Source organism: Pseudomonas sp. P7548 (assembly GCF_013386585.1).
In the GTDB taxonomy this organism is placed as follows: domain Bacteria; phylum Pseudomonadota; class Gammaproteobacteria; order Pseudomonadales; family Pseudomonadaceae; genus Aquipseudomonas.
The window spans coordinates 165,870-190,793 of sequence record NZ_JACARO010000015.1; the positions used below are offsets into that span (position 1 = coordinate 165,870).

The following is a 24,924-nucleotide window of genomic DNA, read 5'->3' on the forward strand; positions in this document are numbered from 1 at the left end:
TGGTTTAGGGAACTTGTCCTACGGTTCCCGGTCAATTTTCGCAGTGCTTCACTGCACGAGTTATGTGAGTCGGAGGTTTTTTCGTATGACCACTTCTTTGCAACCTGCTTATGCCTTGGTCCCGGGTGCGAACCTGGAAGCCTATGTGCACACGGTCAACAGCATTCCATTGCTGACGCCCGAGCAGGAGCGTGAACTGGCCGAGAGTCTCTACTATGAGCAGGATTTGGGGGCGGCTCGGCAGATGGTGCTCGCCCACCTGCGTTTTGTCGTACATATCGCCCGTAGCTACAGCGGCTACGGCCTGGCCCAGGCTGACCTGATCCAGGAAGGCAACGTCGGCCTGATGAAGGCTGTGAAACGCTTCAACCCTGAAATGGGTGTGCGCCTGGTGTCGTTCGCCGTGCACTGGATCAAGGCGGAAATCCACGAGTTCATCCTGCGCAACTGGCGCATTGTGAAAGTCGCGACCACCAAGGCCCAGCGCAAGCTGTTCTTCAACCTGCGCAGCCAGAAGAAGCGCCTGGCGTGGCTGAACAACGAGGAAGTCCACCGCGTGGCCGAAAGCCTCGGTGTGGAACCGCGTGAAGTGCGCGAGATGGAAAGTCGCCTGACCGGACATGACATGGCCTTCGACCCTGCTGCTGAAGCAGACGACGACAGCGCCTTCCAATCGCCGGCCAACTATCTGGAAGACCACCGGTACGACCCGGCGCGTCAGCTGGAGGATGCGGACTGGAGCGACAACTCCAACCACAACCTGCACGAAGCGCTGGAAGTGCTGGACGACCGCAGCCGTGACATCCTCTACCAGCGTTGGCTGGCAGAAGACAAAGCCACGCTGCACGACCTGGCGCAGAAGTACAACGTGTCGGCCGAGCGGATTCGTCAGCTTGAGAAGAGCGCGATGAACAAGCTTAAATTGTCGATCGCCGCCTAACACGCAGCGATAAAAAAAATGCCCTGATCGAAAGATCAGGGCATTTTTGTTTGTCTTCAGAATCAACGCGGTCTCTGTGGGAGCTGGCTTGCCTGCGATGGGGCCCTGTCAGCCAACTTATGGGCAAGGTGATACACCGCTATCGCAGGCAAGCCAGCTCCCACAGGGGGGGCAGTGTGTCAGTCAGACCAAGGCGCTTTTCGGGAATTGTTCAGCTCGACCAAATAGCCATCCCCACCCAACTGGCTCATCTGCTGCCGAATCCACGCCGCCCGCCTTGCCACATACGCCGTCGGATGGCTGGCACTCCACACCCTCGGATTAGGCAACACCGCCGCCAGATAACTGGCCTGCTGCCGCGAAAGCGCCTTGGCACTCACCCCAAAGTGATGCCGGGCCGCGGCCTCCGCGCCAAACACCCCTTCATCCCATTCCACGCTGTTGAGGTACACCTCAAGTATGCGCTGCTTGGGCCACAGCACTTCGATCAGCCCGGTAAACCACGCCTCCAGGCCCTTGCGCAGATAACTGCGACCGGCCCACAGGAACAGGTTCTTCGACACTTGCTGGCTCAAGGTACTGGCGCCACGGATCGAGCCACCGCGCTCGTTGTGCAGGATCGCCGCCTGGATCGCGCCAAAGTCGAAACCCCAGTGCTGCGGGAAGCGCTGGTCTTCACCAGCCATCACCGCCACTTTGAGGTCGTCGGAGATCTCGTCCCACGGCACCCAGGTGCGCTGCAGGTCAATCGGCTCGCCGTCGACCCAGGACTCCACCTTGCGCTCCACCATCAGCGCAGTGCCGGGCGGCGGGACGACACGGAACAGCAGCACCAGCAGTACACTGCCGATGGCAAACCATTTCACGACTTTGAGAAAACGTTTGAAGAGGAGACGCAGCATAGAGATGGCTTGGCCGAACCCGTTGAGCGGGCCATTATACAGACCCGGCCCTTTGCGTCTGACTGGAGTTCCTCATGTTGCGTGGCTTTCTGATGTTGGCTGCCTTTTTCGGCTTCACCGGTGTCGCCCTTGGCGCCTTCGCCGCCCACGGCCTGAAAAACCGCCTGAGCGCCGAGTACCTGGCGATCTTCCATACCGGCGTGACCTATCAACTGATACACACCTTGGCATTGTTCGGTGTGGCGTTGCTGGCGGCGCATATTCCTGGCCGATTGGTCAGCTGGGCGGGTATCTCGTTTACCGTCGGCATCCTGCTGTTCTCCGGTAGCCTGTATGTGCTGACGCTGACAGGTTTCAGCAAGCTGGGGATCATCACGCCGTTTGGTGGCTTGGCGTTCCTGCTGGGCTGGTTCTTCCTCGGCTTGGCGGCGTGGCGCCTGCAAGCGGCCTGACCAAGGGACTTGGGCCAGCAACCCCAATCGGGCTAGAATGCGGGCCCCTAAAAACGATGGCGGCCCGTGGCATGCGCATTCAGTTGAACGGCGAATCTTTTGAACTGCCCGACGGTGAAACCGTTGCGGCCCTGCTGACCCGTCTGGACCTGACCGGGCGTCGCGTCGCAGTGGAACTCAACCTGGATATCGTCCCGCGTAGCCAGCACGCCGAGACCGCGCTCACCGACGGTGATCAGGTCGAAGTGGTCCACGCCATCGGCGGCGGTTAGTCGCGCAGCTTTCTGAATTCTGCAGAACCTCACCCCATTTCGAGGATTTCCCATGAGCATCGTTCGTAGCGACAAGCCCTTCGTCCTGGCCGGTCGTACCTACCAGTCCCGTTTGCTGGTCGGCACTGGCAAGTACCGCGACATGGAAGAAACCCGCCTGGCCATCGAGGCCTCCGGCGCCGAGATCGTCACCTTCGCCGTGCGCCGCACCAACCTGGGCCAGATCGAAGGCGAGCCGAACCTGCTCGAAGTGCTGTCGCCAGATCGCTACACCTTCCTGCCGAACACTGCCGGCTGCTATGACGCCATCGAAGCCGTGCGTACCTGCCGCCTGGCCCGTGAGCTGCTCGACGGCCACAACCTGGTGAAGCTGGAAGTGCTGGCCGACCAGAAAACCCTGTTCCCCAACGTGATCGAAACCCTCAAGGCCGCCGAAACCCTGGTCAAGGAAGGCTTCGACGTGATGGTCTACACCAGCGATGACCCGATCATCGCCCGCCAATTGGCGGAAATCGGCTGTATCGCGGTGATGCCGCTGGCCGGCCTGATCGGTTCCGGCCTGGGTATCTGCAACCCGTACAACCTGCAGATCATCCTCGAAGAAGCCAAGATCCCGGTGCTGGTAGACGCGGGCGTAGGCACGGCCTCCGACGCGACCATCGCCATGGAGCTGGGCTGCGACGCGGTGCTGATGAACTCGGCCATCGCCCATGCCCAGCAACCGGTCATGATGGCCCAAGCCATGCAACACGCAATCGTCGCAGGCCGCCTGGCGTACCTCGCCGGTCGCATGCCGAAAAAACTCTACGCCAGCGCCTCTTCGCCGCTGGATGGTCTGATCAAGTAAGAGCCATTGATGACTGAATCAAACGAAACGCCGAACACCGTGGAAGAAGGCGACGAGTCCAAGCACCGCCGCATCAAGAGTTTTGTGATGCGCGCCGGTCGCATGACCGAAGGCCAGCAAAAGGGCCTGGAGCAAGGTACGCCGCTGTTCGTGCTGCCATTGGCGGATGCGCCGGTGGACTACGACCAGGTGTTCGGCCGTTCGGCGCCGCGTTCCCTGGAAATCGGCTTTGGCATGGGCCACTCCCTGCTGGAAATGGCCGCCGCCTCGCCGGAACAGGATTTCATCGGTGTGGAAGTTCACCGCCCGGGTGTCGGCGCGCTGCTCAATGGCGTGCTGACCCAAGGCCTGACCAACCTGCGGGTGTATGACTGCGACGCGATCGAAGTGCTCAACCGCTGCATCGCCGACAACAGCCTCGACCGCCTGATGCTGTTCTTCCCAGACCCATGGCACAAGGCCCGTCACCACAAGCGCCGCATCGTCCAGGCCTCCTTCGCGGAACTGGTGCGCAGCAAGCTGAAAGTGGGCGGCATCCTGCACATGGCCACCGACTGGGAACCGTATGCTGAATACATGCTGGAAGTGATGAACGTCGCCCCTGGCTATCGCAACATCGCCGAAGACGGCAAATGCGTGCCGCGCCCGGCGGAGCGCCCGATCACCAAGTTTGAACGTCGTGGTGAGCGACTCGGGCATGGTGTGTGGGATTTGAAGTTCGAGAAGCTGGCTTAAACGGCTACGCATCAGCGGCGGTGAAGCAGGTTTGCTTCACCGCCGTTTTCGTTTCTACTTGTAAAGGAATACAAGGGTTTGAAATTTACGTTCCCCTGCTTGTTGCTGCTGAGTCTGCTGTCTGCGGCAGTATTCGCCACCACGACCGCCTCCCTTCCAGTGATTTCTCCGGACGACTACTTTGAGCGTGCTCAAAAGAAAGCGGAACAACTGCGCGTGTTGATTGAGGAAAACCTGCCTCTGGAAGCCAGTGGCAAACTGGATCCCAAGGTCTCGGCTGAGTTGGCCAAAGAAGGTAAGGATAAGATAGCTGCGTTGCAAAGCGACCTGAAGATGGCTTCCGACGGTGGGCATACGGTAGCGACTTACATGCTGGCCAATATGCAAAGTCGGTTCGGGATGTCGGACGCCGAGCGCAAACAGGTCTGCGAGCCGATGCACAGGGCAATGGATCAAGGCCTGTTGGCAGCCGCGGTAGGTTATTACTACCAATGCGACCAGACTTACATGCGCCTTAATTTTCTTGACCCAGGCCATGTGAAGTATCTGGAGGATCTTAAGCAGATGCTCCTGCGCGCTGATGGATTTCAGGGCTATTACCCTTTGTACACACAACGCTCGCTCTGTTTCGAGAAAGATCGTCTGGCTGAGATCAAGGAGGAGTGGACCGTAGCCAACCAGCAGGCGCAGGCCAGTGCGCGAATGCTGACCTATGACCAGTACCGAGCCGACGCCTACTACATATTGGCTGCAACTCGAATGAACGAAAAAGGCATGCCCGACAGCCTCAACCTGACCTATCTGAACCAAGCGCTGGCGTTGGGCTGCAAAGACCCGATGACGCTTAAAGAGTATTACGAGAAAGCGTTTGGAGGGCAGGCGTCCAAATAGGGCTGCTTCGTCTAACGCTGGTCAGCGACATGTGTCGCTGAAATTCAAAAAATCGGCCAGCCCAAAACGCACCCTTGTAGGAGCTGGCTTGCCAGCGATAGCGGTCTATAGGCGGCCAATGAACTGCCTGACACACCGCCATCGCCGGCAAGCCAGCTCCTACGATATCTGTCGAGTCAAAGCACTTTGAGGAACCGCGCAGGCACCCGCTCTGTCAGCCAAACCCCATTCTCAGCCTGAAAAAACCTGTAGCCCTCGGCGAGCATCTTCGGGGTGTCTATCTGCAGAATCGCCACTTTCCCATAGCGTTGTCCGACTTCTCTGGCCGTCTCAAGTTGTTCACTGAGGTGTACGTGATGACGCGAGCCTGGAATCAGGCCCTGCTGGCTGATTGACTCCATGAAGCGGGTCGCGGTGCCATGGAAAAGCACCGCGGGCGGTTGTTTTTCGTCGAGTTGCAGCTGGACGTTCTTGTTGGAGTGGCCTTGCACGGCCCGGATTCGTCCGTTGTCCTCAGAGAACGCAAAGCGTTTTTTGTCGTTGCCGGACACCACCTGCTCAAGCAATTCCCGGGTAAGGCTGCGCCCGTTGCTGGCAGCGGTCTCGATCAGTTCGGCAACGCTTGCCCAGCCCTCTGAGTCCAAGGAAAGACCAATTGCCTGAGGCTCGTGACGCAGTACATAGCTAAGAAATTTACTGGTGTCGTCCAGAAGCGTTTTGCTCATGAGATGTCCTTGGCTTTGTCTGGATGAAATTAGCGCCGACCTGCCCCGCACTCCTACAGGGGGTGTGTTGGTTTTGGATCAGCGGCGGTCTGCAACTACGCCAATTAGTACCAATACGACCACCAGCACCGGTGCCAGGCTGTAGTTATTGAACTGGCTCAAGCCCCGCACAATCCACGGCGTGGCGTAGATCAACGCGGCGCCGCTGCCGATCATGCACAGCAACGCCATCAGCGGCACGCGCAAGGCGCCGGCGACGCTGCCCAGGCGGGCTTCCACCCAGCCCTTGATGTCGGCGCCAAACAGCACCAGCAAGCAGCCCACCAGGGCCAGGGAGATTTCCGACAGATTGCTACGGCTCCAGCGGGATACGGTGGCGAGCAGGTCGAGTACCAAATCCATGTGATTTCCTTAAGAGCGTCAGCTCAAAAACTTCTGCAGCAGGTCATTGAGAAAGAGTTGCCCGCGGTCGGTCGCCGCCAGGCGTGACGGTTCGACCTGCATCAAGCCACTTTGTTCGGCCTCGCGACGGCCTTCATCCAGGCTCGCCAGGTCCAGCCCGGTGCGCTCGGCGTATAGCTTGGCGTCCACGCCTTCGGTGAGGCGCAAGGCGTTCATCAGGAACTCGAACGGCAGGTCCTCGTTCGTCAGCTCTTTCGCGCCGGCCTGAAAGCTTTTGGCCGGGTTGAGGTAGTCCTTTGGTGCGCGTGTCTTCCAGGTGCGCACGATGCGCCCATCTGGGTGGCTGAGCTTGCCATGGGCGCCCGCGCCGATGCCGATGAAGTCGCCAAAACTCCAGTAGTTCAGGTTGTGCCGCGCCGGACGGCCCGGTTGGGCATAGGCTGACACTTCGTATTGCGCGTAGCCGTGCTCAGCCAGCAACGCCTGACCCGCTTCCTGGATATCCCATAAGGTGTCGTCTTCCGGCAGCGCCGGTGGCTGGTTCCAGAACACCGTGTTGGGTTCCAGGGTCAGTTGATACCACGACAGATGCGTCGGCTTGAGCGCAATCGCCTGGCGCAGGTCGCTCAGGGCGTCGTCCAGGGACTGATCGGGCAAGCCATGCATCAAGTCCAGGTTGAAGTTATCGAACCCGGCCTGGCGCGCCATGCCGGCAGCACGCACGGCTTCGTCGCCGTTGTGGATGCGTCCCAGGGCTTCAAGCTTCTGCTGCTGGAAACTCTGGATGCCAATGGACAGCCGATTGATCCCCAGCTTGCGGTACGCCACGAACTTCTCTTGCTCGAAGGTGCCGGGGTTGGCCTCCAGGGTGATCTCGATATCGCTGGCAAACGGGATGCGTGCTTCCACGCCCTTGAGCAAACGGCCCAGCGCCGCAGCGCTGAACAGGCTCGGGGTGCCGCCACCAAAGAAGATCGAACTCAGCTCGCGGCCATACACCGCGTGCAGGTCCTGGTCGAGATCGGCCAGCAACGCGTCCACATACGCTTCTTCCGGCAGCACCTTGCTGGCGGTGTGGGAGTTGAAGTCGCAATAAGGGCATTTGCGCACGCACCACGGGATGTGGATATACAGCGCCAAGGGCGGCAGCAGGGGCAGGGCCGCCCGTGGAGTTTGCGCGCCGCCGTGGATCAGCGGCTGCGCAGAGGTGTTCTGGGTCATTTCAGGCTCAGGCGTTGGCGCAGCAAATCCATTGCGCGAGCACGGTGGCTGATCTGGTTCTTGTCGGCCGGGCTCAGTTCGGCGCTGGAGGCATTGCGCTCCGGCACCCAGAACAGCGGGTCATAGCCAAAACCGTGTTCACCGCTGGCCGCATGCAGGATGCGCCCGTGCCACAGTCCTTCACACAGGATCGGCAACGGGTCGTCGGCGTGGCGCACCAGGGCCAGCACGCAGACGAACTGCGCGCCGCGCTCGGCGTCCGGCACGTCCTTGAGGGCGTCCAGCAGCTTGGCGTTGTTGGCTGCATCGCCTTTGCCATCGGCATAACGCGCCGAATAGATGCCCGGTGCGCCGCCGAGGAAGTCCACCGCCAGGCCCGAGTCATCCGCCAGCGCCGGCAGGCCGGAAATGCGTGCAGCATTGCGTGCCTTGAGGATGGCGTTTTCGACGAATGACAGGCCAGTCTCTTCCGGCTCCACCTGGCTGAACTCGCCAATCGAGCGCAGTTGCACGGAGTCGCCGAGCATGGCTTGCAGTTCTTTGAGTTTGCCGGCGTTATGGCTGGCCAGTACGAGTTGGGTGAGTTTCATCATTCGGCCGGGAAGAGTTCTTGAACAAAACTGAAACCGTGGGCTTTGCCGCCGGTTTCAACATTGATGGTGAAAGTCTTGAATTCCTGCTGCGGCACCGAGTAGGGCGCGAGGTAGTTGGTCACGCCTTTTTCGGTGATCTGCTTGAAGGTCAGCACTTCGCTTTTGCCAAGCGAGTCCTTGATGGTGCCGGTCACTTGCGCCACCACCGGGGTCACGCCCTTGAACACGGACACGTTGATCAGGCCCTTGTTCTTGCTGCGCACCACGCCAACGGCCTGGGCGGTTTCCGGCTGCAGGAAGCTGGAGGTGAAGGTGTTGTAGCGCACGGTGATATCGCCGAATTCCTTCGTGCGGTTAGGGTCGATAACGTCGGCGGCCATGGCGTTGGCGCCAAGCAGTGCGGTCAATAGAAAAACAGCCAAACGACTCATGAGCGTCCCTCTTGAAAATGATTAGACGGCAATCTTGTGGTCGGTCAGGCCAGGGCTGCTGACCCGGTAAATGCCGATTTCTCCCAACAGATTAGGCCACAGCTTACTCGCCCAGCCATGGCGGTGCTGTTGATCGACGGCAAGGCGGTTGATCACCTTGGCTTCACGCTCGCCACACAAGGCTTCGAAGTCTTCGAAGGTGCAGAAGTGGATGTTCGGCGTGTTGTACCACGTGTACGGCAGGAAGTCCGACACGGGCATGCGGCCCTTGGTGGCCAGGTACCAACGGCAGCGCCAGTGGCCGAAATTGGGGAAGGTGATGATGCACTGGCGGCCTACGCGCAGCATTTCGTCGAGGATGCGGTCTGGGTAGTGCACCGCCTGCAGGGCCTGTGTCATCACCACGATGTCGAAGCTGTTGCTGGCAAAGTTGCCCAGGCCCTTGTCCAGGTCCTGCTCGATCACGTTGATACCCTTGGCCACGCACTGGGCGATGTTGTCCGGGTCGTTTTCCAGGCCGTAGCCGGTGACTTGCTTGTTGTCGCGCAGCCAGCTCAGCAGTTCGCCATCGCCGCAGCCCAAGTCGAGCACGCGGCTGCCGGCGGGGATCCAGTCTTGGATGATTTCCAGGTCGGCTCTCATGGCGTTCTCACACAGTAATCCGGTTCATGTAATTGCCGAACGCCTGCAGGTAGCGCGGGATCGGAATCAGGAAGGCGTCGTGGCCCTGCGGCGCGTCGATCTCCAGGTAGCAGACGTCTTTGCGCGCCGCCATCAAGGCATCCACCAGCTCGCGGGAGCGCGCCGGCGAGAAGCGCCAGTCGGTGGTGAACGACATCACGCAGAACTTGGCCTTGGCGCCCTCGAAGGTTTTCGCCAGGTCATCGTCGTGATTGGCCGCAGGGTCGAAGTAGTCCAGGGCCTTGGTCATCAACAGGTAGGTGTTGGCGTCGAAACGTCCGGAGAACTCCTCGCCCTGATATCGCAGGTAGCTTTCTACCTGGAACTCGACGCTGTGGAAGTCGTAGTTGAGCTTTTCGCTCTTGAGGCCACGGCCGAATTTCTCGCCCATGGAGTCATCGGACAGGTAGGTGATATGCCCGACCATCCGCGCCAGCATCAGGCCGCGCTTGGGGATCACGCCGGCTTCCTGGAACGAACCGCCGTGGAACTCGGGGTCGGTGAGGATGGCCTGGCGCGCCACTTCGTTGAAGGCGATGTTCTGCGCCGACAATTTGGGGGCTGAGGCGATGGCCAGGCAATGGCGCACGCGATCCGGGTAGGTGATGGTCCATTGCAGGGCCTGCATGCCGCCCAGGCTGCCACCGATCACGGCGGCCCACTGGCTGATGCCCAGCAGGTCGGCCAGGCGTGCCTGGCTGTGTACCCAGTCTTCCACGGTGAGCACCGGGAAGTCCGCGCCGAACGGCTTGCCGGTTTCCGGGTTGAGGCTGCTCGGGCCGGTGGAACCGTTGCAGCCGCCGAGGTTGTTCAGGCTGACCACAAAGAACTTGTTGGTGTCGATGGGCTTGCCGGGGCCGATGCAGCTGTCCCACCAGCCGGGCTTGCGCTCGTCGGCCGAGTGATAGCCTGCGGCGTGATGATGGCCGGACAGGGCGTGGCAGATCAGCACGGCATTGCTCGCCGTGGCGTTCAATTGGCCGTAGGTTTCGTAGATCAGGTCGTAGGCTGGCAGCGACCGGCCGCAGGCCAGGGCCAGCGGTTCGCTGAAGTGCGCCACTTGGGGCACGACCAGTCCAACAGAATCGGGGGGGAAGGCAGCTGGCATCGACCCTGCTCTCGTTTAAATGAGGCGTAAGTCTAAAGAGCGGGGGGGCCAGCGGCAAGCAAAGGCGCAGATACAAAATATGGCAGTTGGCCTGTGTGGGAGTCGGGCTTGCCCGCGATGCAGGCACCTCGGTGTGTCAGTGACACCGCGGTGATGCTATCGCAGGCAAGCCAGCTCCCACACAAGCCAGCTTGCACAGGAGGCATATCAGATCAGGCCGAACAATTCCTTAGGCATGAACGCGTAGTAGGCCAGGCGCGGGATCACCCAGCTTTGCAGCAGCTGGATCGCGATAAACGCGAAGATCGGCGAGATATCCAGGCCGCCCAGGTTGGGGATCAAGCGACGGAACGGCGCCAGCACCGGCTCGGTGATCTGATACACCAGCTCGGCGCCCGGGCTGCGGCTGCCGGGAGCGACCCACGAGAGGATCACGCTGATGATCATCGACCAGAAGATGATCTTCAAAAACAGCGAGAAAATGCCAATCAGGCCCCACGGCAACAGCAGCACGGTGTTGGCCTGGTAGCCATTGAGCAGCAGGATCACTGCAAACAGCAGGATCTGCAGCAGCAGCGCCAGCACCAGCGATGACATGTCCAGGCCAAACATGCTCGGGACCACCCGGCGCAGTGGCTTGAGCAGCGGCTGGGTAGCCTTCACCACGAACTGGCACAGCGGGTTGTAGAAGTTCGCCCGCACCAGTTGCAGGATAAAGCGCATCAGCACGATCAGCAGGTACAGGCTGCCCAGGGTCTGGATGATGAAAACGGCAGCGTCATTGATTCCAAGCATGTTTGATTCCTTGTAGGGGACGACTATTTGCCCAGCTGCTCGGCCATTTCGGCTGAACGATGTGCTGCGGCACCCAGTGCTTTTTCCACCAGGGCTTCAAAGCCCCCGGCCTGGAACGATTCGATGGCAGCCTGCGTGGTACCGCCTGGGGAGGTCACGCGGCGGCGCAGTTCGGCGGCGTCTACGTCGCTGGTCACCGCCATCTTCGCGGCGCCAAGGGCCGTTTGTTCGGCCAGTTGCTTGGCGATTTCCTGCGGCAGGCCCAGTTTCACGCCGGCGGCGGTCATGGCTTCGATCAGCAGGAAGAAATACGCCGGGCCGCTGCCGGACACGGCGGTGACCGCGTCCAACTGCTGCTCCTGTTCCAGCCACAGGGCGATGCCCACGGCAGACAGCAGTTCCTGGGCTTGGCCGCGCTGTTCGGCGCTGACTTCGGAGGTGGCATACAGGCCGCTCACACCCTGGCGCAACAACGAAGGCGTGTTGGGCATGCAACGCACGATCGGCTGTGCGCCAAGCCAATTGGTCATGCTGGCACACGTGATGCCGGCGGCAATCGAGACCACCAACTGGTGCGGTTGCAAGTTCGGGCGCAGGCTTTCGCACACGGCCTTCATGGCTTGTGGCTTCACCGCCAATACGATCACGTCGACGCCCTGGATGGCCTCGGCGTTGTCGGCAAAGGTTTCAATGCCGTGCTCGGCGCTGACGCGGGCGCGGGTCTCGGCGCCCGGGTCGCTGGCGCGGATCTGCTGGGCTTGCAAGCCCTTGGCCCGCAGGCCACCGATCAGGCTGGCCGCCATGTTACCGGCGCCGATAAAGGCAATACGCGTGTTACTCATGACAGGTCCTTACTCAGAGGGAAGTCAGCCATTTCAAGGCTGGCCGTAGTCGCGGGCGCCAAACAGGGCGGTACCGATCCGCACCCAGGTGGCACCTTGGGCAATGGCCGACTCAAGGTCGTGGCTCATGCCCATGGAAAGTGTGTCCAGCGGCAGGTTCAGACGGGCTTGCAGCTCACGCACCGTGGCGAAGGCTGCATCTTGCGCGGCACGGTCTTCAGTCGGCTCAGGGATTGCCATCAAGCCCCGCAGCTGCAAGCGCGGCAGTGCGCTGATTGCCTCGGCCAGGGCCGGCAGGTCGGCGGGCGTACAGCCGGACTTGCTGGCTTCGCCACTGACGTTGACCTGGATGCAGATGTTCAGCGGCGGCAGGTCGGCCGGGCGTTGTTCGGACAGGCGTTGTGCGATTTTGAGGCGGTCCACGGAATGCACCCAAGCGAAGTTCTCGGCGATAGCGCGCGTCTTGTTCGATTGAATGGGGCCGATGAAGTGCCAACTCAAGGGCAGGTCGGTTAATTCGGCCTGTTTGCCCAAGGCTTCCTGCAGGTAGTTCTCGCCAAAGTCGCGCATCCCGGCGGCATAGGCTTCACGCACGGCTTGCGCGGGTTTGGTCTTGCTCACGGCCAGCAGGTGGATGCTGCTTGCGTCACGTTGCACGGCGTCGGCTGCGGCGCGGATGCGCTGGCTAACCTGGCCAATGTTGTCTGCTATCGTCGACATTCAAGATGCGCCCGTGGATATGGAGTCCGCGGCATTCTACTGGAAATGGAAAGCCCTATGGATATCACTGAATTGCTGACGGCTAGCGTGCGCCGAGGCGCCTCCGACCTGCATTTGTCGGCTGGCCTGGCGCCCATGCTGCGTGTGGATGGGGAGGTGTGGCCTTTGGACGGGCCGGTGCTTTCACCTCCGCAGGTGGCGGACTTATTGAGCCCGTTGCTGAACAATTATCAGCAAAAGGATTTCGAAACATCTCTTGAAACGGATTTTGCCTTCGCGCTGCCGGGCGTGGGGCGGTTCCGCGTGAATGTGTTCCAGCAGGACCGTGGCATGGGGGCCGTATTCCGTACGATTCCCGCCGAGGTCCAGAGCCTGGAGAGTCTCGGGCTGGGCGAGGTGTTCCAGCGTATCGCCCAGTTGCCGCGTGGGCTGGTGTTGGTCACAGGGCCCACCGGGTCCGGCAAGTCCACGACGCTGGCGGCGATGATCGATTACCTCAATGGGCATCGGCGCCAGCACATCCTCACCCTCGAAGACCCCATCGAATTTATCCACCGGCCGAAAACAGCACTGATCAACCAGCGCCAGGTGCACCGGGATACCCACAGCTTCTCGGCGGCCTTGCGCTCGGCGTTGCGCGAAGATCCGGACGTGATCCTGGTGGGCGAGTTGCGTGACCTGGAAACCATCCGCCTGGCGCTGACGGCGGCCGAGACTGGGCACTTGGTGTTTGGCACCCTGCATACCACGTCGGCGGCGAAGACCGTGGACAGGCTGGTCGACGTGTTCCCGGCCGGTGAAAAGGCCATGGTGCGCTCGATGCTGTCCGAGTCGCTGCAGGCGGTGGTGTCTCAGGTGCTGGTGAAGAAGGTCGGCGGCGGGCGGGTGGCGGCCCATGAAATCATGCTGGGCACGCCGGCAATCCGGAATTTGATCCGTGAGGACAAGGTGGCGCAGATGGTCTCGGCGATCCAGACAGGCGGGGCGTTGGGGATGAAGACCTTGGATATGAGCTTGAAGGCGCTGGTGAGCGAGGGGGTGATCAGTCGCGAGCACGCGCGGGAGAAGGCGAGGGTGCCTGCAGATATATGAGGTCTTATCGACGCTGAAACCAATGTGGGAGCGGGCTTGCTCGCGAAGGCGGTGTGTCAGTCAACTTTTGTATCGACTGAACCACCGCATTCGCGAGCAAGCCCGCTCCCACATGTTGTAACGCGTTCAGCCAGTAATCAGCGCTGAACGATGCGCAGGTTGTTCTGCTCTTTAGGCAACACCCGCTTGGCAATCACGTAGTTCTTGTCCCAGAACGGCTTTTTCAGCGTGTCGATGCTGACGGCCTTGCCGCGACGCGGTGCGTGGATAAAACGATCATTGCCCAGGTAGATGGCAACGTGGTTGACCTGGCGGCTCTTCAATTTGAAGAACAACAGGTCACCGGGTTTCAGGTCCTTGCGATCAACCTTCAGCCCGTGGCCGGCGGCCATGGCGTTGGAAGTGCGCGGCAAATCCACGGCTTTTACGTCGTTAAACGCATATTTCACCAAACCACTGCAGTCGAACCCTTTACTTGGGCTGCTGCCGCCCCAACGATAAGGAGTACCGAGCACGTTGACGGCGCGGCTGAGGACGTTGCTGCTTTGCTTGGTGTTGCTGGCAGCCAGTGCGGTGTGAACAGCTTTACCGTGAACCTTGCTCACTTGAGTCGGGCGGTTGACGGTCAGCTTTACCGACTTGGCGGTGCTCGGTGTGCTGTGGACTTTAGGGGTGAAACCATTAACGTTCGGAAGTCGTTGCTCACGATTGGTGGCGTGGGCGGCCAGTGGCATTAATAGGCAGATGGTTAGCCATGTCTTGAAAAATGGTCGCATTAGGCGTGGCTCTTTTAGGTTTGCGCGCAACTTTATAACAGCTTTTTGTGTCGTTCTCAGGCCGTTTGTCGACTGAACCTTGACGTCAAAATCAGGAAATACGCGACGAATCGCCGCAATTGTCCTACACAAGTCAGGTGGCATAAGGCTTTCAGGGGAGGGAAGATACCATTTGCCGTACGTCGGGCGCCCGTAAAAAAGTCACAAAGAAAATGAAAAAATTTATCTATCGAGGCAAAAGAGGTCCTTCATGAACACCTATCGACAGGATTATTCCCAGCCAGACACCCATAGCAAGGTGATTGGCTACCTGCTGTGGATTTTCGGTTTTACCGGTGCACATCGCTTTTATTACGGCAAACCGGTCACCGGCACGATCTGGTTTTTCACCTTCGGCCTGTTGGGCATCGGTTGGCTGATTGACCTGTTCCTTATCCCGGCCATGGACCGTGAAGCGGACCTGCGTTTTACCGCCGGACCGATCGAATACAACGTGGCCTGGATTCTGTTGGCGTTTCTTGGCGTGTTCGGCGTGCACCGCATGTACCAGGGCAAATGGATTACCGGCCTGATCTACCTGCTGACCGGCGGTTTGTTCCTGGTGGGGGTGCTGTACGACTTCTGGACGCTGAATACACAGATTTCGGTCCGCAATGCCGAGCGCAACGCCGGGCGATAAGATTTGTGGAGATCCAAATGTGGGAGCGGGCTTGCTCGCGAATGCGGAGTGTCAGTCACCGAATTTACTGACTGAACCACCGCATTCGCGAGCAAGCCCGCTCCCACATTTTTACCATGCCCGCTTTAGGCCTGGTAGCTGATGCGTCCGTCTACCAGCGTGTAACGCACCGTCGCCGGCAAGCTATGGCCGATGAACGGGCAGTTTTCACCCTTGGACAACCACTGCTCCCCTGCAACCGTGGAGCTGGCCGGATCAAACAGCACCAGGTCGGCCGCCGAACCCACGGCCAATTTGCCCGCTGGCAGGCGCAGTGCCTGGGCCGGGCCTGCGCTCAGGCGGGCCAACAGGGTCGGCAAATCCAGCAAACCATCCTCCACCAGCGTCATTGCCAGCGGCAGCAACAGTTCGACACTGCTGATGCCCGGCTCGGTCGCACCAAACGGCGCCAGCTTGGCATCCCGCTCGTGGGGTTGGTGATGGCTGGAAATCGCCGAAACCACACCGGATTTGACCGCCGCGCGCAAACCTTCGCGGTCGGCCAGGGTGCGCAGCGGCGGCTGCACGTGGTACAGGCTGGAGAAATCGATCAGCGCCTCGTCCGTCAGGATCAGCTGGTACAGCGCCACGTCCGCCGTTACCGGCAGGCCACGGGCCTGGGCCTGGGCGATCAGGGCGACACCGCGTGCGCTGGTCAACTGGCTGAAGTGCGCGCGTACGCCGCTTTGTTCCACCAGCAGCAGGTCGCGGGCCAGGGCCACGGTCTCGGCGGTTTCCGGAATGCCCGGCAGGCCGAGGAAGCTGGCCACAGCGCCTTCATGGGCCAGGCCGCCTTCGGCCAGGTCGCGGTCCTGGGAGTGGAAGATCACCGTCAGGTCGAAGGTGGCCGCGTATTCCAGGGCGCGCAACAGCGTGCGGGTGCTGCGAAAGCTTTCCAGGCCATTGCCGAAGGCCACGCAACCGGCGTCGCGCAGTGCGATCAGCTCGGCGAGCTGTTCGCCTTCCAGGCCTTTGCTCAGGGCGCCGATAGGGAACACCTTGCAATTGCCGGCTTCACGGGCGCGGTCGAGGATCAGCTCGGTCACGGCCGAGGTGTCGAGGATCGGCTTGGTATGCGGCGGGCAGCACAGGCTGGTCACGCCACCGGCCGCAGCGGCGCGGGTTTCGCTGGTGATGTTGCCTTTGCGGCTGTAGCCCGGCTCGCGCAGGGCGACGTTCAAGTCCACCAGGCCAGGTGCAGCCACCAGGCCTTTGGCGTCGATGCTTTCAACTGCGCTGAAACCCGCAGGCGTCGCGCCGATGGCGATGATCTTGCCGGCTTCCAGGTGCAGATCGGTAACGTGATCCAGGCCGCTGGCCGGATCGATGACTCGGGCGCCGAGAATGCTGAGCTTCACTGGGCGTTCTCCTGCTCGAATTGACGTTGCGCGGTTTGCCCGCTCATGGCCATGGACAGCACGGCCATGCGCACGGCGATGCCGTAGGTGACTTGGTTGAGGATCACCGACTGTGGGCCGTCGGCCACTGCCGACTCAATCTCTACCCCACGGTTGATCGGGCCCGGGTGCATCACGATGGCATCCGGCTTGGCGCCGGCCAGGCGCGCAGTGGTCAGGCCGAACAGGCGGTAGAACTCGCCCTCGCTCGGCAGCAGGCCACCGGCCATGCGCTCGCGCTGCAGGCGCAGCATGATCACCACGTCCACATCCTTGAGGCCTTCGGCCATGTCGGTGTAGACCTTCACGCCGTATTGCTCGATGCCGATCGGCAGCAGGGTTTTGGGTGCGATCACGCGGATATCCGGGCAACCCAGGGCCTTCAGGGCCAGCATGTTCGAACGTGCCACCCGCGAGTGCAGGATGTCGCCGACGATGGCCACCGAGAGGTTTTCAAAGCTGCCCTTGTGCCGACGGATGGTGAGCATGTCGAGCATGCCCTGGGTCGGGTGGGCATGGCGGCCATCGCCGCCGTTGATGATCGCCACCTGCGGGCATACATGCTCGGCGATGAAGTGCGCGGCGCCGGAGTCGCCGTGGCGTACCACGAACATGTCGGCGGCCATGGCTTCCAGGTTGCGCAGGGTGTCGAGCAGGGTCTCGCCCTTGCTCGCCGACGAGGTGGACACGTTCAGCGTGATCACGTCGGCCGACAACCGCTGGGCGGCCAGTTCAAAGGTGGTACGGGTGCGGGTCGAGTTCTCGAAGAACACGTTGCAGATGGTCTTGCCGCGCAGCAGCGGGACCTTCTTCACCGCCCGGCCACCGACTTCAAGGAACGAGTCGGCGGTGTCGAGGATTTCGGTGAGCAGTTCGCGGGGCAAACCGTCGAGGGACAAGAAGTGTTGCAACTGGCCCTGAGCATTGAGCTGCAGCGGGCGCTTGGCATCTAGAGGCGTCATCGCGGGGACTCTTTACAAGGCGGTTTAAAGGGCGAGGTCTTGCAGTTCGAGTTCGAGCGGCGTAGGACCGGACAATTTTACCCGCTGGTGGGCTTCCAGCGACAGTGTGGCGCCGACCACATCCGGGCTGATCGGCAATTCGCCGGCGTCGAGGTCGAGCAGGCATACCAGGGTCACGCTGGCCGGGCGGCCGTAGTCGAACAGTTCGTTCATGGCGGCACGGATGGTGCGGCCGCTCATCAGTACGTCGTCGATCAGCACCAGGTGCTGGCCTTCGATCTCGAACGGCAGGGCAGAAGGGCGCACTTGCGGGTGCAGGCCGTTCTGGCTGAAGTCGTCGCGGTAGAAGGACACATCGAGGGTGCCCAATGGCGAATCGCTGCCCAGCGCTTCCAGCAGCGCCTGGGCCACCCACACACCGCCGGTGCGAATGCCGATGAAGCGCGGCTCGCTGATGTTGCGGTGTTGCAGATGGGCCGTGAGGCTTGTGGCCATCTGGCTGATCAGTTCGGCGGGGTTCGGCAGGCTCATGCAGGCTCCTTCAGGACCTTGCCGCAGGCAGGGTCCGGGCTCAAACGTAAAAAGACGCGGCAAGCCGCGTCAGTCAGGATTCAAATAAAGCGGTGTTTTCATCCAGCCAGCCCTGCAACAACAAGGCGGCGGCGATGGCGTCCACGGGGTTGTCGCGGTAGCTGCCCTTTTGCCCGCCACGGTCACGGCGCTCACCCTTGGCTTCAAAGGTGGTCAGGCGTTCGTCGTGGGTATAGAAGGGCAGGTTGTAGCGGCCGTTGAGGCGGCGGGCGAATTTCTCGGCGCGCAGGCACATGTCGCTGGGCGTGCCATCCATGTTCAAGGGCAGGCCGACCACCACGGCGTCGGGCTTCCACTCTTTAATGAGGGCTTCGACCTGGTTCCAGTCCGGCACGCCGTTCTGGGCTTTCAAGGTGCACAGCTCGCGGGCCTGGCCGGTAATGACCTGGCCGACCGCCACGCCGATCTGTTTGGTGCCGTAGTCAAACCCCAGAATCAGACGCAAAGCCATCAGGCGTGCCCTGCCTGGCTGGTCAGCAGGCTGAGGTTGACCCGCAGCTTGGCCGCCGCTGCTTCCAGGCGCAGTTCGCTGGGGGTGTTGAACAGGATTTCGGCATCGAACGGGCAGGTCAGCCAGGCATTGCTGGCCAGTTCGGCCTCCAGCTGGCCAGCTTCCCAACCGGCGTAACCCAGGGTGATCACGCTCTGCTCGGGGCCTATGCCGTCGGCGATGGCAAACAGCACGTCCTGGGACGTGGACAGCGAAACCCCTTCAAGGTCGACCGTGGCCTGGAACTTCGGCCCGGTGGGGTGCAGCACGAAACCGCGATCGGTCTGCACCGGCCCGCCGATGTAGATGGGTACATGTTGGCAACGGGCTGGCGGATCGATTTCCGGGCGCAGTTGCTCAAGGATATCCGCCAGGTTCAGCTCTTGCGGGCGGTTGATCACCAGCCCCATGGCACCATTGGCCGTGTGCTCGACGATGTAGGTCAAGGTCTGCGCAAAGTTCGGGTCAGCCATGTGGGGCATGGCGATCAGGAATTGGTGCTTGAGGTAGGTCGGGCTGACATTTTTCATGTCCGCTAGTGTGGCGGTGGAGGGGCGAACTGACAAGCCGGGGATGCATGGCATGCCCACCTTTCATGTCAAACGCGAACCCTGTAGGAGCCGGCTTGCCGGCGATAGCGTCCGCATGGGCATCGCAAGACCTGAGGGCCGCATCGCCGGCAAGCCGGCTCCTACAGGGGATCTGCGTCAGTTGCTGGACAGGCGGTCGCCCTTGGCGAACTTCCAGGTGCGGATGATTTCCAGGCGGTCGACGTCGTTCAGGTCCCCGGTAAATGGGGCAAAGGGCGCGGCCAGGCGCACGATGCGCTGGGCGGCCTGGTCCAGCAGCGGCTGGCCGGACGATTCCAGCACCTGCACTTCATAGAGCGTGCCGTCGCGGTTGATCGACACCAGCAAGCGCAAATTGCCGTAAATCTGCTGGCGACGTGCCTCATCCGGGTAGTTGAGGTTGCCGATGCGCTCGACCTTCTTGCGCCATTCGTCCTTATACCAGGCGCCTTTGTCGCGCATGGTCGAGGCGGCGTTCAATCGGTAGATACGCGGGCGCTTGGCGTACAGCTGCTGTTCGTTGGCCAGTTCGGCTTCCAGGCTGGAGATCTGGTCGGAAAGCTGCGAGCTGTCGAAGGTTGGCGCCGGCTTCACCGGCTCTGGGGTTGGTTCGGTCTTGGCCTTTTCGCGCTGGGTCGGGGCTTTTTGCGGCTTGGGCGCGACGGTGGTCACGGCGGCCTTGGGGGCGGCCTGCTTGACCTCGGGCTTGGGGGCCGGAGGCGGGGTGACTTTATTGACCTTGTTGTCCTGGAACGGCGCCACTTCGGTGGTCTTGGGCACGGCCTTCTTGTCGAGGGTGCCACTGCCTTGCTGGTTCTCCTGGGCGAGAAAGTCAGCTTTTTCCGGCTTTTTCTCGCTTTTGAACGTGGCGAGGGTGATTTCCAGGGTCTGGGTGATCTGCTTGGGCTCGACCATGGTGAACCCCACGCCGAGGATCAGGGCCAGGTGAATCAATGCGGCCAGGAACAGGGTAAATCCGAGCCGATCAGCCGGGCGCACGCCACTGTGGGAGAGTTCGGGGGGCAGGTCGGACGGGAGTGTCATGACAAAAAAACCAACATCGCGCGTTTCACAGGTGGGGCATGATAGCGCAATGTTGGTGCGTGTCCGGCTGTTCTATGTCACTTGGCTTGTAGCTTGCGCTCGATGGCGGCCATCAACATTTCGCCGATGTTGGTACCAAAGGCGTTGTCGATCTCGCGGATGCAGGTCGGGCTGGTCACGTTGATTTCGGTGAGGTTTTCACCAATCACGTCCAGGCCTACAAACAGCAAGCCTTTTTCGCGCAGGGTCGGGCCGACCTGGGAGGCGATCCAACGGTCCTTGTCCGACAGCGGGCGTGCTTCGCCACGGCCACCGGCCGCCAGGTTGCCGCGGGTTTCACCGGCTGCCGGGATGCGGGCCAGGCAGTAATCCACGGGCTCGCCGTCGATCATCAGGATGCGCTTGTCGCCGTCCTTGATCGCCGGCAGGTACGCCTGGCCCATGATCTGCTGGGTGCCCAGCGCGGTCAGGGTTTCCAGGATCACCGACAGGTTCGGGTCGCCGGCGCGGTGACGGAAAATCGAGGTGCCGCCCATGCCGTCCAGCGGCTTGAGGATCACATCACCGTGCTTGGCGGCGAATTCACGCAGCACGTCGGCACGGCGGCTGACCACGGTCGGCGGCGTGCACTGCGGGAACAGGGTGGCAAACAGCTTTTCATTGCAGTCGCGCAGGCTCTGCGGCTTGTTGACGATCAACACGCCGGCACGTTCGGCCTGCTCCAGCAGGTAGGTGGAGTAGACGAACTCCATGTCGAACGGCGGGTCCTTGCGCATCAGGATCACGTCCAGATCGCTCAGCGGGCTGTCGATTTCGTCGGCCAGCTCGAACCACTTCTCCGGGTTGGCGAACACCTGCAGCGGGCGCATGCGTGCGCGGGCCTCGCCGTCGCCCTGGTAAAGGTCGCGCTGCTCCATGTAGAACAGGGTCCAGCCGCGGGCCTGGGCGGCCAGGAGCATGGCCAGCGAACTGTCCTTTTTATAGGAAATGCTGGCGATAGGGTCCATGACAATGCCGACGCGAACGCTCATGGGGGATTTCCTCTAGCAAATTAGGGCGCATAAAAGTGGCGTCAGAGTGGCGCTGCGGCTGTTGTGGGTCAAGGAAAAACCACCGGGCAGGCCGCTCGATAGATTGCACCCCAAGACTGTGCTAAAAAGACTGCCACGGTGCAGCAGCCCTTGGATTCCAAGGCTTGCGGCGCCCATCCTGTGAGACATCAGGCAGTACACACCGAAAACCGATTCGCTGTGGCGATGGTAGAGCAGATATGGAACAGCATTCCAACGCCTTGAGAGTGATGGTGATCGACGATTCGAAAACGATCCGCCGCACCGCTGAAACACTGTTGAAGAACGCAGGGTGCGACGTCATCACGGCCATCGACGGTTTCGATGCCCTGGCCCGGATTGTTGATCATCACCCGCACATTATTTTTGTCGACATCATGATGCCGCGCCTGGATGGCTACCAGACCTGCGCGCTGGTGAAGAACAACCCGGCGTTCAAGTCGATCCCGGTGATCATGCTGTCCTCCAAGGACGGCCTGTTCGACAAGGCCAAGGGGCGCATCGTGGGTGTCGATCAGTTTTTGACCAAGCCTTTCAGCAAGGAAGAACTGCTGGGCGCGATCAAGGCCTACGTGCCTGCCTTCGCCGCAGTAGAACAAGCACACTGACGCCGCCTCACAAGGGCCGGCGCCAACCAATGTAGTGGGGAAAACCATGGCACGTGTTCTGATCGTCGACGATTCGCCGACCGAAATGTACAAACTGACCGGCATGCTGGAAAAGCATGGCCACCAGGTCCTGAAAGCCGAAAACGGCGCGGACGGCGTGGCCCTGGCCCGCCAGGAACTGCCCGACGCCGTGCTGATGGACATCGTGATGCCGGGCCTCAATGGCTTCCAGGCCACCCGCCAGCTGTCCAAGGAGCCGGAAACCAACGGTATCCCGATCATCATCATTACCACCAAGGACCAGGAGACCGACAAGATCTGGGGCGCCCGCCAGGGGGCTAAGGACTACCTGACCAAACCGGTGGACGAAGAAACCCTGATTGCTACCCTGAACAAGGTGCTGGCCGGCTGACGGTTCGCCACCATGACCGAGTCGCAAACCGCCTTCGAGCTGCTGCTGGACATCGACCGCCGCTGCCGCCTGCTGGCCGCCGACCTGCCGTCCCAGGAAACCCGCCTGCAACGCTGGAGCGGGATCGGCTTTCGCCTGGGGCCGCACTGGTACGTGGCGCCCATGGGCGAAGTCGCCGAAGTCCTGCATGAACCGCGCTGCACCGTGATGCCGGGAGTAAAACCCTGGGTCAAGGGCGTGGCCAACCTGCGCGGGCGCTTGCTGCCGGTGATGGACCTCGGCGGTTTTCTCGGCCTTGAGTTGTCCCGGGTGCGCAAGCAGCGGCGGGTACTGGTGGTGGAATACAACGACCTGTTTGTCGGGCTGCTGGTAGACGAGGTGGTGGGCATGCAGCATTTCGCGCAAGACGCATTGTTGACGGGCACGCTCTCCAGCGCGCCGTTTATCAGGGGCCAGTTCGACGGCGACCAGCTGTGGCAGGTCTTCAGCCCCTTCGCTCTGGCCCAGGCCCCAGGCTTCATGGATGTCGCCGCATGACCACCGCTACCACGCCCAAACCCCAAGCCGCGTCGCGCAGTCGCTCGCAGATCATCGTGCTGTTCATCGCGCTGATCGTGTTCATCATGTTGCTGTTCGCCAACTTCGCGTACCTCAACACCCAGTCCACCTACGACAAACAGTACATCGGCCACGCCGGCGAGCTGCGCGTGCTGTCCCAGCGTATCGCCAAGAACGCCACCGAAGCCGCGGCTGGCAAGGCGGCGGCGTTCAAGTTGCTGTCTGACGCGCGCAACGACTTCGCCCAGCGCTGGGGCTACCTGAAAAAAGGCGACATCGAGACCGGCCTGCCCGCCGCACCCAACGCCGTGCGTGCCGAGATGCGTGCGGTGCAGACCGATTGGGAAGCGCTGCTGAAAAACACCGACGCGATCCTCGCCAGCGAGCAGACGGTGCTGTCATTGCACCAAGTGGCCGCGACCCTGGCCGAAACGGTGCCGCAGTTGCAGATGGAATCGGAAAAGGTCGTCGACATCCTGCTGCAACGCGGTGCCCCGGCCAGCCAAGTGGCCTTGGCCCAACGCCAGTCGCTGCTGGCCGAACGAATCCTGGGTGCCGTGAACACCGTGCTGGCCGGCGACGAAACCGCCGCCCAGGCCGCCGACGCCTTTGGGCGCGACGCCAACCGCTTCGGCCAGGTGCTCAACGGCATGCTCCAGGGCAACGCCGGGTTGCGCATCAGCCAGGTCGAAGACCACGACGCCCGGGCGCGGCTGGCGGAAATCGCCGAGTTGTTCGAATTCGTCTCCGGCTCGGTGGATGAAATCCTCGAAACCTCGCCGCAGCTGTTCCAGGTGCGAGCGTCGGCGAGCAATATCTTCAACCTGTCGCAAACCTTGCTCGATGAAGCCTCACACTTGGCCACCGGGTTTGAAAACCTCGCCAGCGGGCGCAGTTTCGACACCATTGGCGGCTATGTGCTGGGCTTGCTGGCGCTGACCTCGATCATCCTGATCGGCCTGGTGATGGTGCGCGAAACCAACCGCCAGCTGCACGAAACCGCCGAGAAGAATGAGCGCAATCAGAACGCGATCATGCGCCTGCTCGATGAAATCGAAGACCTGGCCGACGGCGACCTGACCGTGACCGCTTCGGTGACCGAAGACTTCACCGGCACCATCGCCGACTCCATCAACTATTCCGTGGACCAGCTGCGCGACCTGGTCGCCACCATCAACCTCACTGCTGGCCAAGTCGCTGGCGCGGTGCAAGACACCCAGGCCACCGCCATGCACCTGGCCCAGGCTTCGGAGCACCAGGCCCAGCAGATTGCCGAGGCGTCCACCGCGATCAATGAGATGGCCCAGTCCATCGACCAGGTGTCGGCCAACGCCGCTGAGTCCTCGGCAGTGGCGGAGCGCTCGGTAGAGATCGCCAACAAGGGCAACGAGGTGGTGCACAACACCATCCACGGCATGGACAACATTCGCGAACAGATCCAGGACACGGCCAAGCGCATCAAGCGCCTGGGCGAGTCGTCCCAGGAAATTGGCGACATCGTCAGCCTGATCGACGACATTGCCGACCAGACCAACATCCTGGCCCTCAACGCCGCGATCCAGGCGAGCATGGCCGGGGACGCCGGGCGCGGATTTGCCGTGGTCGCCGACGAAGTGCAGCGACTGGCCGAGCGCTCGTCGGCGGCCACCCGGCAGATCGAAACCCTGGTGCGCGCGATCCAGGCCGACACCAACGAAGCCGTGATTTCCATGGAGCAGACCACCACCGAAGTGGTGCGCGGCGCGCGGCTGGCCCAGGACGCGGGCGTGGCGCTGGAAGAAATCGAAGGCGTGTCGAAAACCCTGGCGGCGTTGATCCAGAGCATTTCCAACGCGGCGCAGCAGCAGACCTCCTCGGCGGGGCAGATTTCCCTGACCATGAACGTGATCCAGCAGATCACCACCCAGACCTCGTCGGGCTCCACGGCCACCGCCGAAAGCATCGGCAACCTGGCGAAGATGGCCAGCCAGTTGCGCCGGTCGGTGTCGGGGTTCACCTTGCCGCCGCCCAAGCAGGTCGATAATTGAAATGCATTTTAAAGCACACCACTGTCCAACTGTGGGAGCTGGCTTGCCTGCGA

At 61.6% G+C, this 24,924-nt stretch carries 31 protein-coding genes; 12 read left to right on the plus strand and 19 right to left on the minus strand.

Annotated elements, in window-relative coordinates:
- Window positions 1–85: 85 nt before the first annotated feature.
- Complete coding sequence (gene rpoH / locus HX803_RS08685; protein WP_016972967.1) at window positions 86–940, plus strand: RNA polymerase sigma factor RpoH; 855 nt, start codon at window positions 86–88, stop codon at window positions 938–940.
- Window positions 941–1,119: 179 nt separating this feature from the next.
- Here rpoH and mtgA read toward each other — a convergent pair whose 3' ends face one another.
- Window positions 1,120–1,842, minus strand: coding sequence for a monofunctional biosynthetic peptidoglycan transglycosylase (mtgA, locus tag HX803_RS08690; RefSeq protein WP_176996775.1), 723 nt, complete (start codon window positions 1,840–1,842; stop codon window positions 1,120–1,122).
- A gap of 74 nt (window positions 1,843–1,916) precedes the next feature.
- Here mtgA and HX803_RS08695 point away from each other — a divergent pair, with 74 nt between their 5' ends.
- The 5 genes from HX803_RS08695 (at window position 1,917) to HX803_RS08715 (ending at window position 5,039) form a co-directional block, all read left to right on the plus strand.
- On the plus strand, window positions 1,917–2,294 hold the full coding sequence (locus HX803_RS08695) for a DUF423 domain-containing protein (RefSeq protein WP_178920034.1): 378 nt from the start codon (window positions 1,917–1,919) through the stop codon (window positions 2,292–2,294).
- A 71-nt stretch (window positions 2,295–2,365) separates the two neighbouring features.
- The gene (gene thiS, locus HX803_RS08700) at window positions 2,366–2,566 is read left to right on the plus strand and encodes a sulfur carrier protein ThiS (protein WP_025859525.1); all 201 of its coding nucleotides are present in this window, start codon (window positions 2,366–2,368) and stop codon (window positions 2,564–2,566) included.
- Between the two features lie 52 nt (window positions 2,567–2,618).
- A complete protein-coding gene (locus HX803_RS08705) occupies window positions 2,619–3,413 on the plus strand; it encodes a thiazole synthase (RefSeq protein WP_105521099.1) in 795 nt (264 codons plus the stop codon).
- Window positions 3,414–3,422: 9 nt separating this feature from the next.
- Window positions 3,423–4,148, plus strand: a complete 726-nt coding sequence (gene trmB / locus HX803_RS08710) for a tRNA (guanosine(46)-N7)-methyltransferase TrmB (RefSeq protein ID WP_178920035.1) — start codon at window positions 3,423–3,425, stop codon at window positions 4,146–4,148.
- Window positions 4,149–4,226: 78 nt separating this feature from the next.
- Entirely contained in the window at window positions 4,227–5,039 is an 813-nt protein-coding gene (locus HX803_RS08715; RefSeq protein ID WP_178920036.1) for a hypothetical protein, read from the plus strand.
- Between the two features lie 176 nt (window positions 5,040–5,215).
- On the opposite strand, the gene HX803_RS08720 is transcribed toward HX803_RS08715, so the two are convergent.
- From HX803_RS08720 to HX803_RS08765, 10 genes are all read right to left on the minus strand, one after another.
- The gene (locus HX803_RS08720) at window positions 5,216–5,764 is read right to left on the minus strand and encodes an RNA 2'-phosphotransferase (RefSeq protein WP_178920037.1); all 549 of its coding nucleotides are present in this window, start codon (window positions 5,762–5,764) and stop codon (window positions 5,216–5,218) included.
- Between the two features lie 78 nt (window positions 5,765–5,842).
- Entirely contained in the window at window positions 5,843–6,166 is a 324-nt protein-coding gene (locus tag HX803_RS08725; RefSeq protein ID WP_010207241.1) for a DUF3392 domain-containing protein, read from the minus strand.
- Between the two features lie 18 nt (window positions 6,167–6,184).
- Window positions 6,185–7,387 carry a radical SAM family heme chaperone HemW gene (hemW, locus tag HX803_RS08730; RefSeq protein WP_256732830.1) on the minus strand — a complete coding sequence of 401 codons (1,203 nt, stop codon included), beginning with the start codon at window positions 7,385–7,387 and terminating at the stop codon, window positions 6,185–6,187.
- Window positions 7,384–7,980, minus strand: a complete 597-nt coding sequence (gene rdgB / locus HX803_RS08735) for an RdgB/HAM1 family non-canonical purine NTP pyrophosphatase (RefSeq protein ID WP_178920038.1) — start codon at window positions 7,978–7,980, stop codon at window positions 7,384–7,386. The genes hemW and rdgB overlap by 4 nt, the downstream gene beginning before the upstream one ends.
- Complete coding sequence (locus tag HX803_RS08740) at window positions 7,977–8,411, minus strand: DUF4426 domain-containing protein (RefSeq protein WP_159960660.1); 435 nt, start codon at window positions 8,409–8,411, stop codon at window positions 7,977–7,979. Before HX803_RS08740 ends, rdgB begins: the two co-directional genes overlap by 4 nt.
- A 21-nt stretch (window positions 8,412–8,432) precedes the next feature.
- Complete coding sequence (metW, locus tag HX803_RS08745; RefSeq protein ID WP_016972957.1) at window positions 8,433–9,053, minus strand: methionine biosynthesis protein MetW; 621 nt, start codon at window positions 9,051–9,053, stop codon at window positions 8,433–8,435.
- Between the two features lie 7 nt (window positions 9,054–9,060).
- On the minus strand, window positions 9,061–10,200 hold the full coding sequence (locus tag HX803_RS08750) for a homoserine O-acetyltransferase (protein WP_178920039.1): 1,140 nt from the start codon (window positions 10,198–10,200) through the stop codon (window positions 9,061–9,063).
- Between the two features lie 207 nt (window positions 10,201–10,407).
- Window positions 10,408–10,995: a YggT family protein gene (locus tag HX803_RS08755; protein ID WP_176996769.1), complete on the minus strand. Its 588-nt coding sequence runs from the start codon at window positions 10,993–10,995 to the stop codon at window positions 10,408–10,410.
- Between the two features lie 23 nt (window positions 10,996–11,018).
- On the minus strand, window positions 11,019–11,837 hold the full coding sequence (gene proC / locus HX803_RS08760) for a pyrroline-5-carboxylate reductase (RefSeq protein ID WP_178920040.1): 819 nt from the start codon (window positions 11,835–11,837) through the stop codon (window positions 11,019–11,021).
- Between the two features lie 33 nt (window positions 11,838–11,870).
- Window positions 11,871–12,557, minus strand: a complete 687-nt coding sequence (locus HX803_RS08765) for a YggS family pyridoxal phosphate-dependent enzyme (RefSeq protein WP_178920041.1) — start codon at window positions 12,555–12,557, stop codon at window positions 11,871–11,873.
- 57 nt (window positions 12,558–12,614) lie between these two features.
- Here HX803_RS08765 and HX803_RS08770 point away from each other — a divergent pair, with 57 nt between their 5' ends.
- Window positions 12,615–13,649, plus strand: a complete 1,035-nt coding sequence (locus tag HX803_RS08770; RefSeq protein ID WP_178920042.1) for a type IV pilus twitching motility protein PilT — start codon at window positions 12,615–12,617, stop codon at window positions 13,647–13,649.
- A 137-nt stretch (window positions 13,650–13,786) separates the two neighbouring features.
- On the opposite strand, the gene HX803_RS08775 is transcribed toward HX803_RS08770, so the two are convergent.
- Entirely contained in the window at window positions 13,787–14,425 is a 639-nt protein-coding gene (locus HX803_RS08775) for a C40 family peptidase (RefSeq protein ID WP_178920101.1), read from the minus strand.
- A gap of 250 nt (window positions 14,426–14,675) precedes the next feature.
- On the opposite strand from HX803_RS08775, the gene HX803_RS08780 reads away from it, so the two are divergent.
- Window positions 14,676–15,104 carry a TM2 domain-containing protein gene (locus HX803_RS08780; protein ID WP_178920043.1) on the plus strand — a complete coding sequence of 143 codons (429 nt, stop codon included), beginning with the start codon at window positions 14,676–14,678 and terminating at the stop codon, window positions 15,102–15,104.
- Between the two features lie 125 nt (window positions 15,105–15,229).
- On the opposite strand, the gene HX803_RS08785 is transcribed toward HX803_RS08780, so the two are convergent.
- The 7 genes from HX803_RS08785 to gshB form a co-directional block, all read right to left on the minus strand.
- Window positions 15,230–16,501, minus strand: coding sequence for a dihydroorotase (locus tag HX803_RS08785; RefSeq protein WP_178920044.1), 1,272 nt, complete (start codon window positions 16,499–16,501; stop codon window positions 15,230–15,232).
- The gene (locus HX803_RS08790) at window positions 16,498–17,502 is read right to left on the minus strand and encodes an aspartate carbamoyltransferase catalytic subunit (RefSeq protein WP_010207224.1); all 1,005 of its coding nucleotides are present in this window, start codon (window positions 17,500–17,502) and stop codon (window positions 16,498–16,500) included. The genes HX803_RS08785 and HX803_RS08790 overlap by 4 nt, the downstream gene beginning before the upstream one ends.
- Window positions 17,503–17,526: 24 nt before the next feature.
- Window positions 17,527–18,033, minus strand: coding sequence for a bifunctional pyr operon transcriptional regulator/uracil phosphoribosyltransferase PyrR (gene pyrR / locus HX803_RS08795; protein WP_178920045.1), 507 nt, complete (start codon window positions 18,031–18,033; stop codon window positions 17,527–17,529).
- A gap of 73 nt (window positions 18,034–18,106) precedes the next feature.
- Window positions 18,107–18,544, minus strand: a complete 438-nt coding sequence (gene ruvX, locus HX803_RS08800; protein ID WP_003195067.1) for a Holliday junction resolvase RuvX — start codon at window positions 18,542–18,544, stop codon at window positions 18,107–18,109.
- Window positions 18,544–19,113: a YqgE/AlgH family protein gene (locus tag HX803_RS08805; protein ID WP_178920046.1), complete on the minus strand. Its 570-nt coding sequence runs from the start codon at window positions 19,111–19,113 to the stop codon at window positions 18,544–18,546. Before HX803_RS08805 ends, ruvX begins: the two co-directional genes overlap by 1 nt.
- 177 nt (window positions 19,114–19,290) lie before the next feature.
- The gene (locus tag HX803_RS08810; protein WP_178920047.1) at window positions 19,291–20,196 is read right to left on the minus strand and encodes an energy transducer TonB; all 906 of its coding nucleotides are present in this window, start codon (window positions 20,194–20,196) and stop codon (window positions 19,291–19,293) included.
- Between the two features lie 77 nt (window positions 20,197–20,273).
- Entirely contained in the window at window positions 20,274–21,227 is a 954-nt protein-coding gene (gene gshB, locus HX803_RS08815; protein ID WP_159960633.1) for a glutathione synthase, read from the minus strand.
- Between the two features lie 239 nt (window positions 21,228–21,466).
- Between gshB and pilG the strand changes: the two genes are divergently transcribed.
- The 4 genes from pilG to HX803_RS08835 are packed head-to-tail and all read left to right on the plus strand — an operon-like array spanning window position 21,467 to window position 24,871.
- On the plus strand, window positions 21,467–21,874 hold the full coding sequence (gene pilG, locus HX803_RS08820; RefSeq protein ID WP_016972942.1) for a twitching motility response regulator PilG: 408 nt from the start codon (window positions 21,467–21,469) through the stop codon (window positions 21,872–21,874).
- Between the two features lie 46 nt (window positions 21,875–21,920).
- Complete coding sequence (gene pilH / locus HX803_RS08825) at window positions 21,921–22,286, plus strand: twitching motility response regulator PilH (RefSeq protein WP_016976047.1); 366 nt, start codon at window positions 21,921–21,923, stop codon at window positions 22,284–22,286.
- A 12-nt stretch (window positions 22,287–22,298) separates the two neighbouring features.
- Window positions 22,299–22,823: a chemotaxis protein CheW gene (locus HX803_RS08830; protein WP_178920048.1), complete on the plus strand. Its 525-nt coding sequence runs from the start codon at window positions 22,299–22,301 to the stop codon at window positions 22,821–22,823.
- Entirely contained in the window at window positions 22,820–24,871 is a 2,052-nt protein-coding gene (locus tag HX803_RS08835) for a methyl-accepting chemotaxis protein (RefSeq protein ID WP_176996757.1), read from the plus strand. Before HX803_RS08830 ends, HX803_RS08835 begins: the two co-directional genes overlap by 4 nt.
- Window positions 24,872–24,924 lie beyond the last annotated feature (53 nt).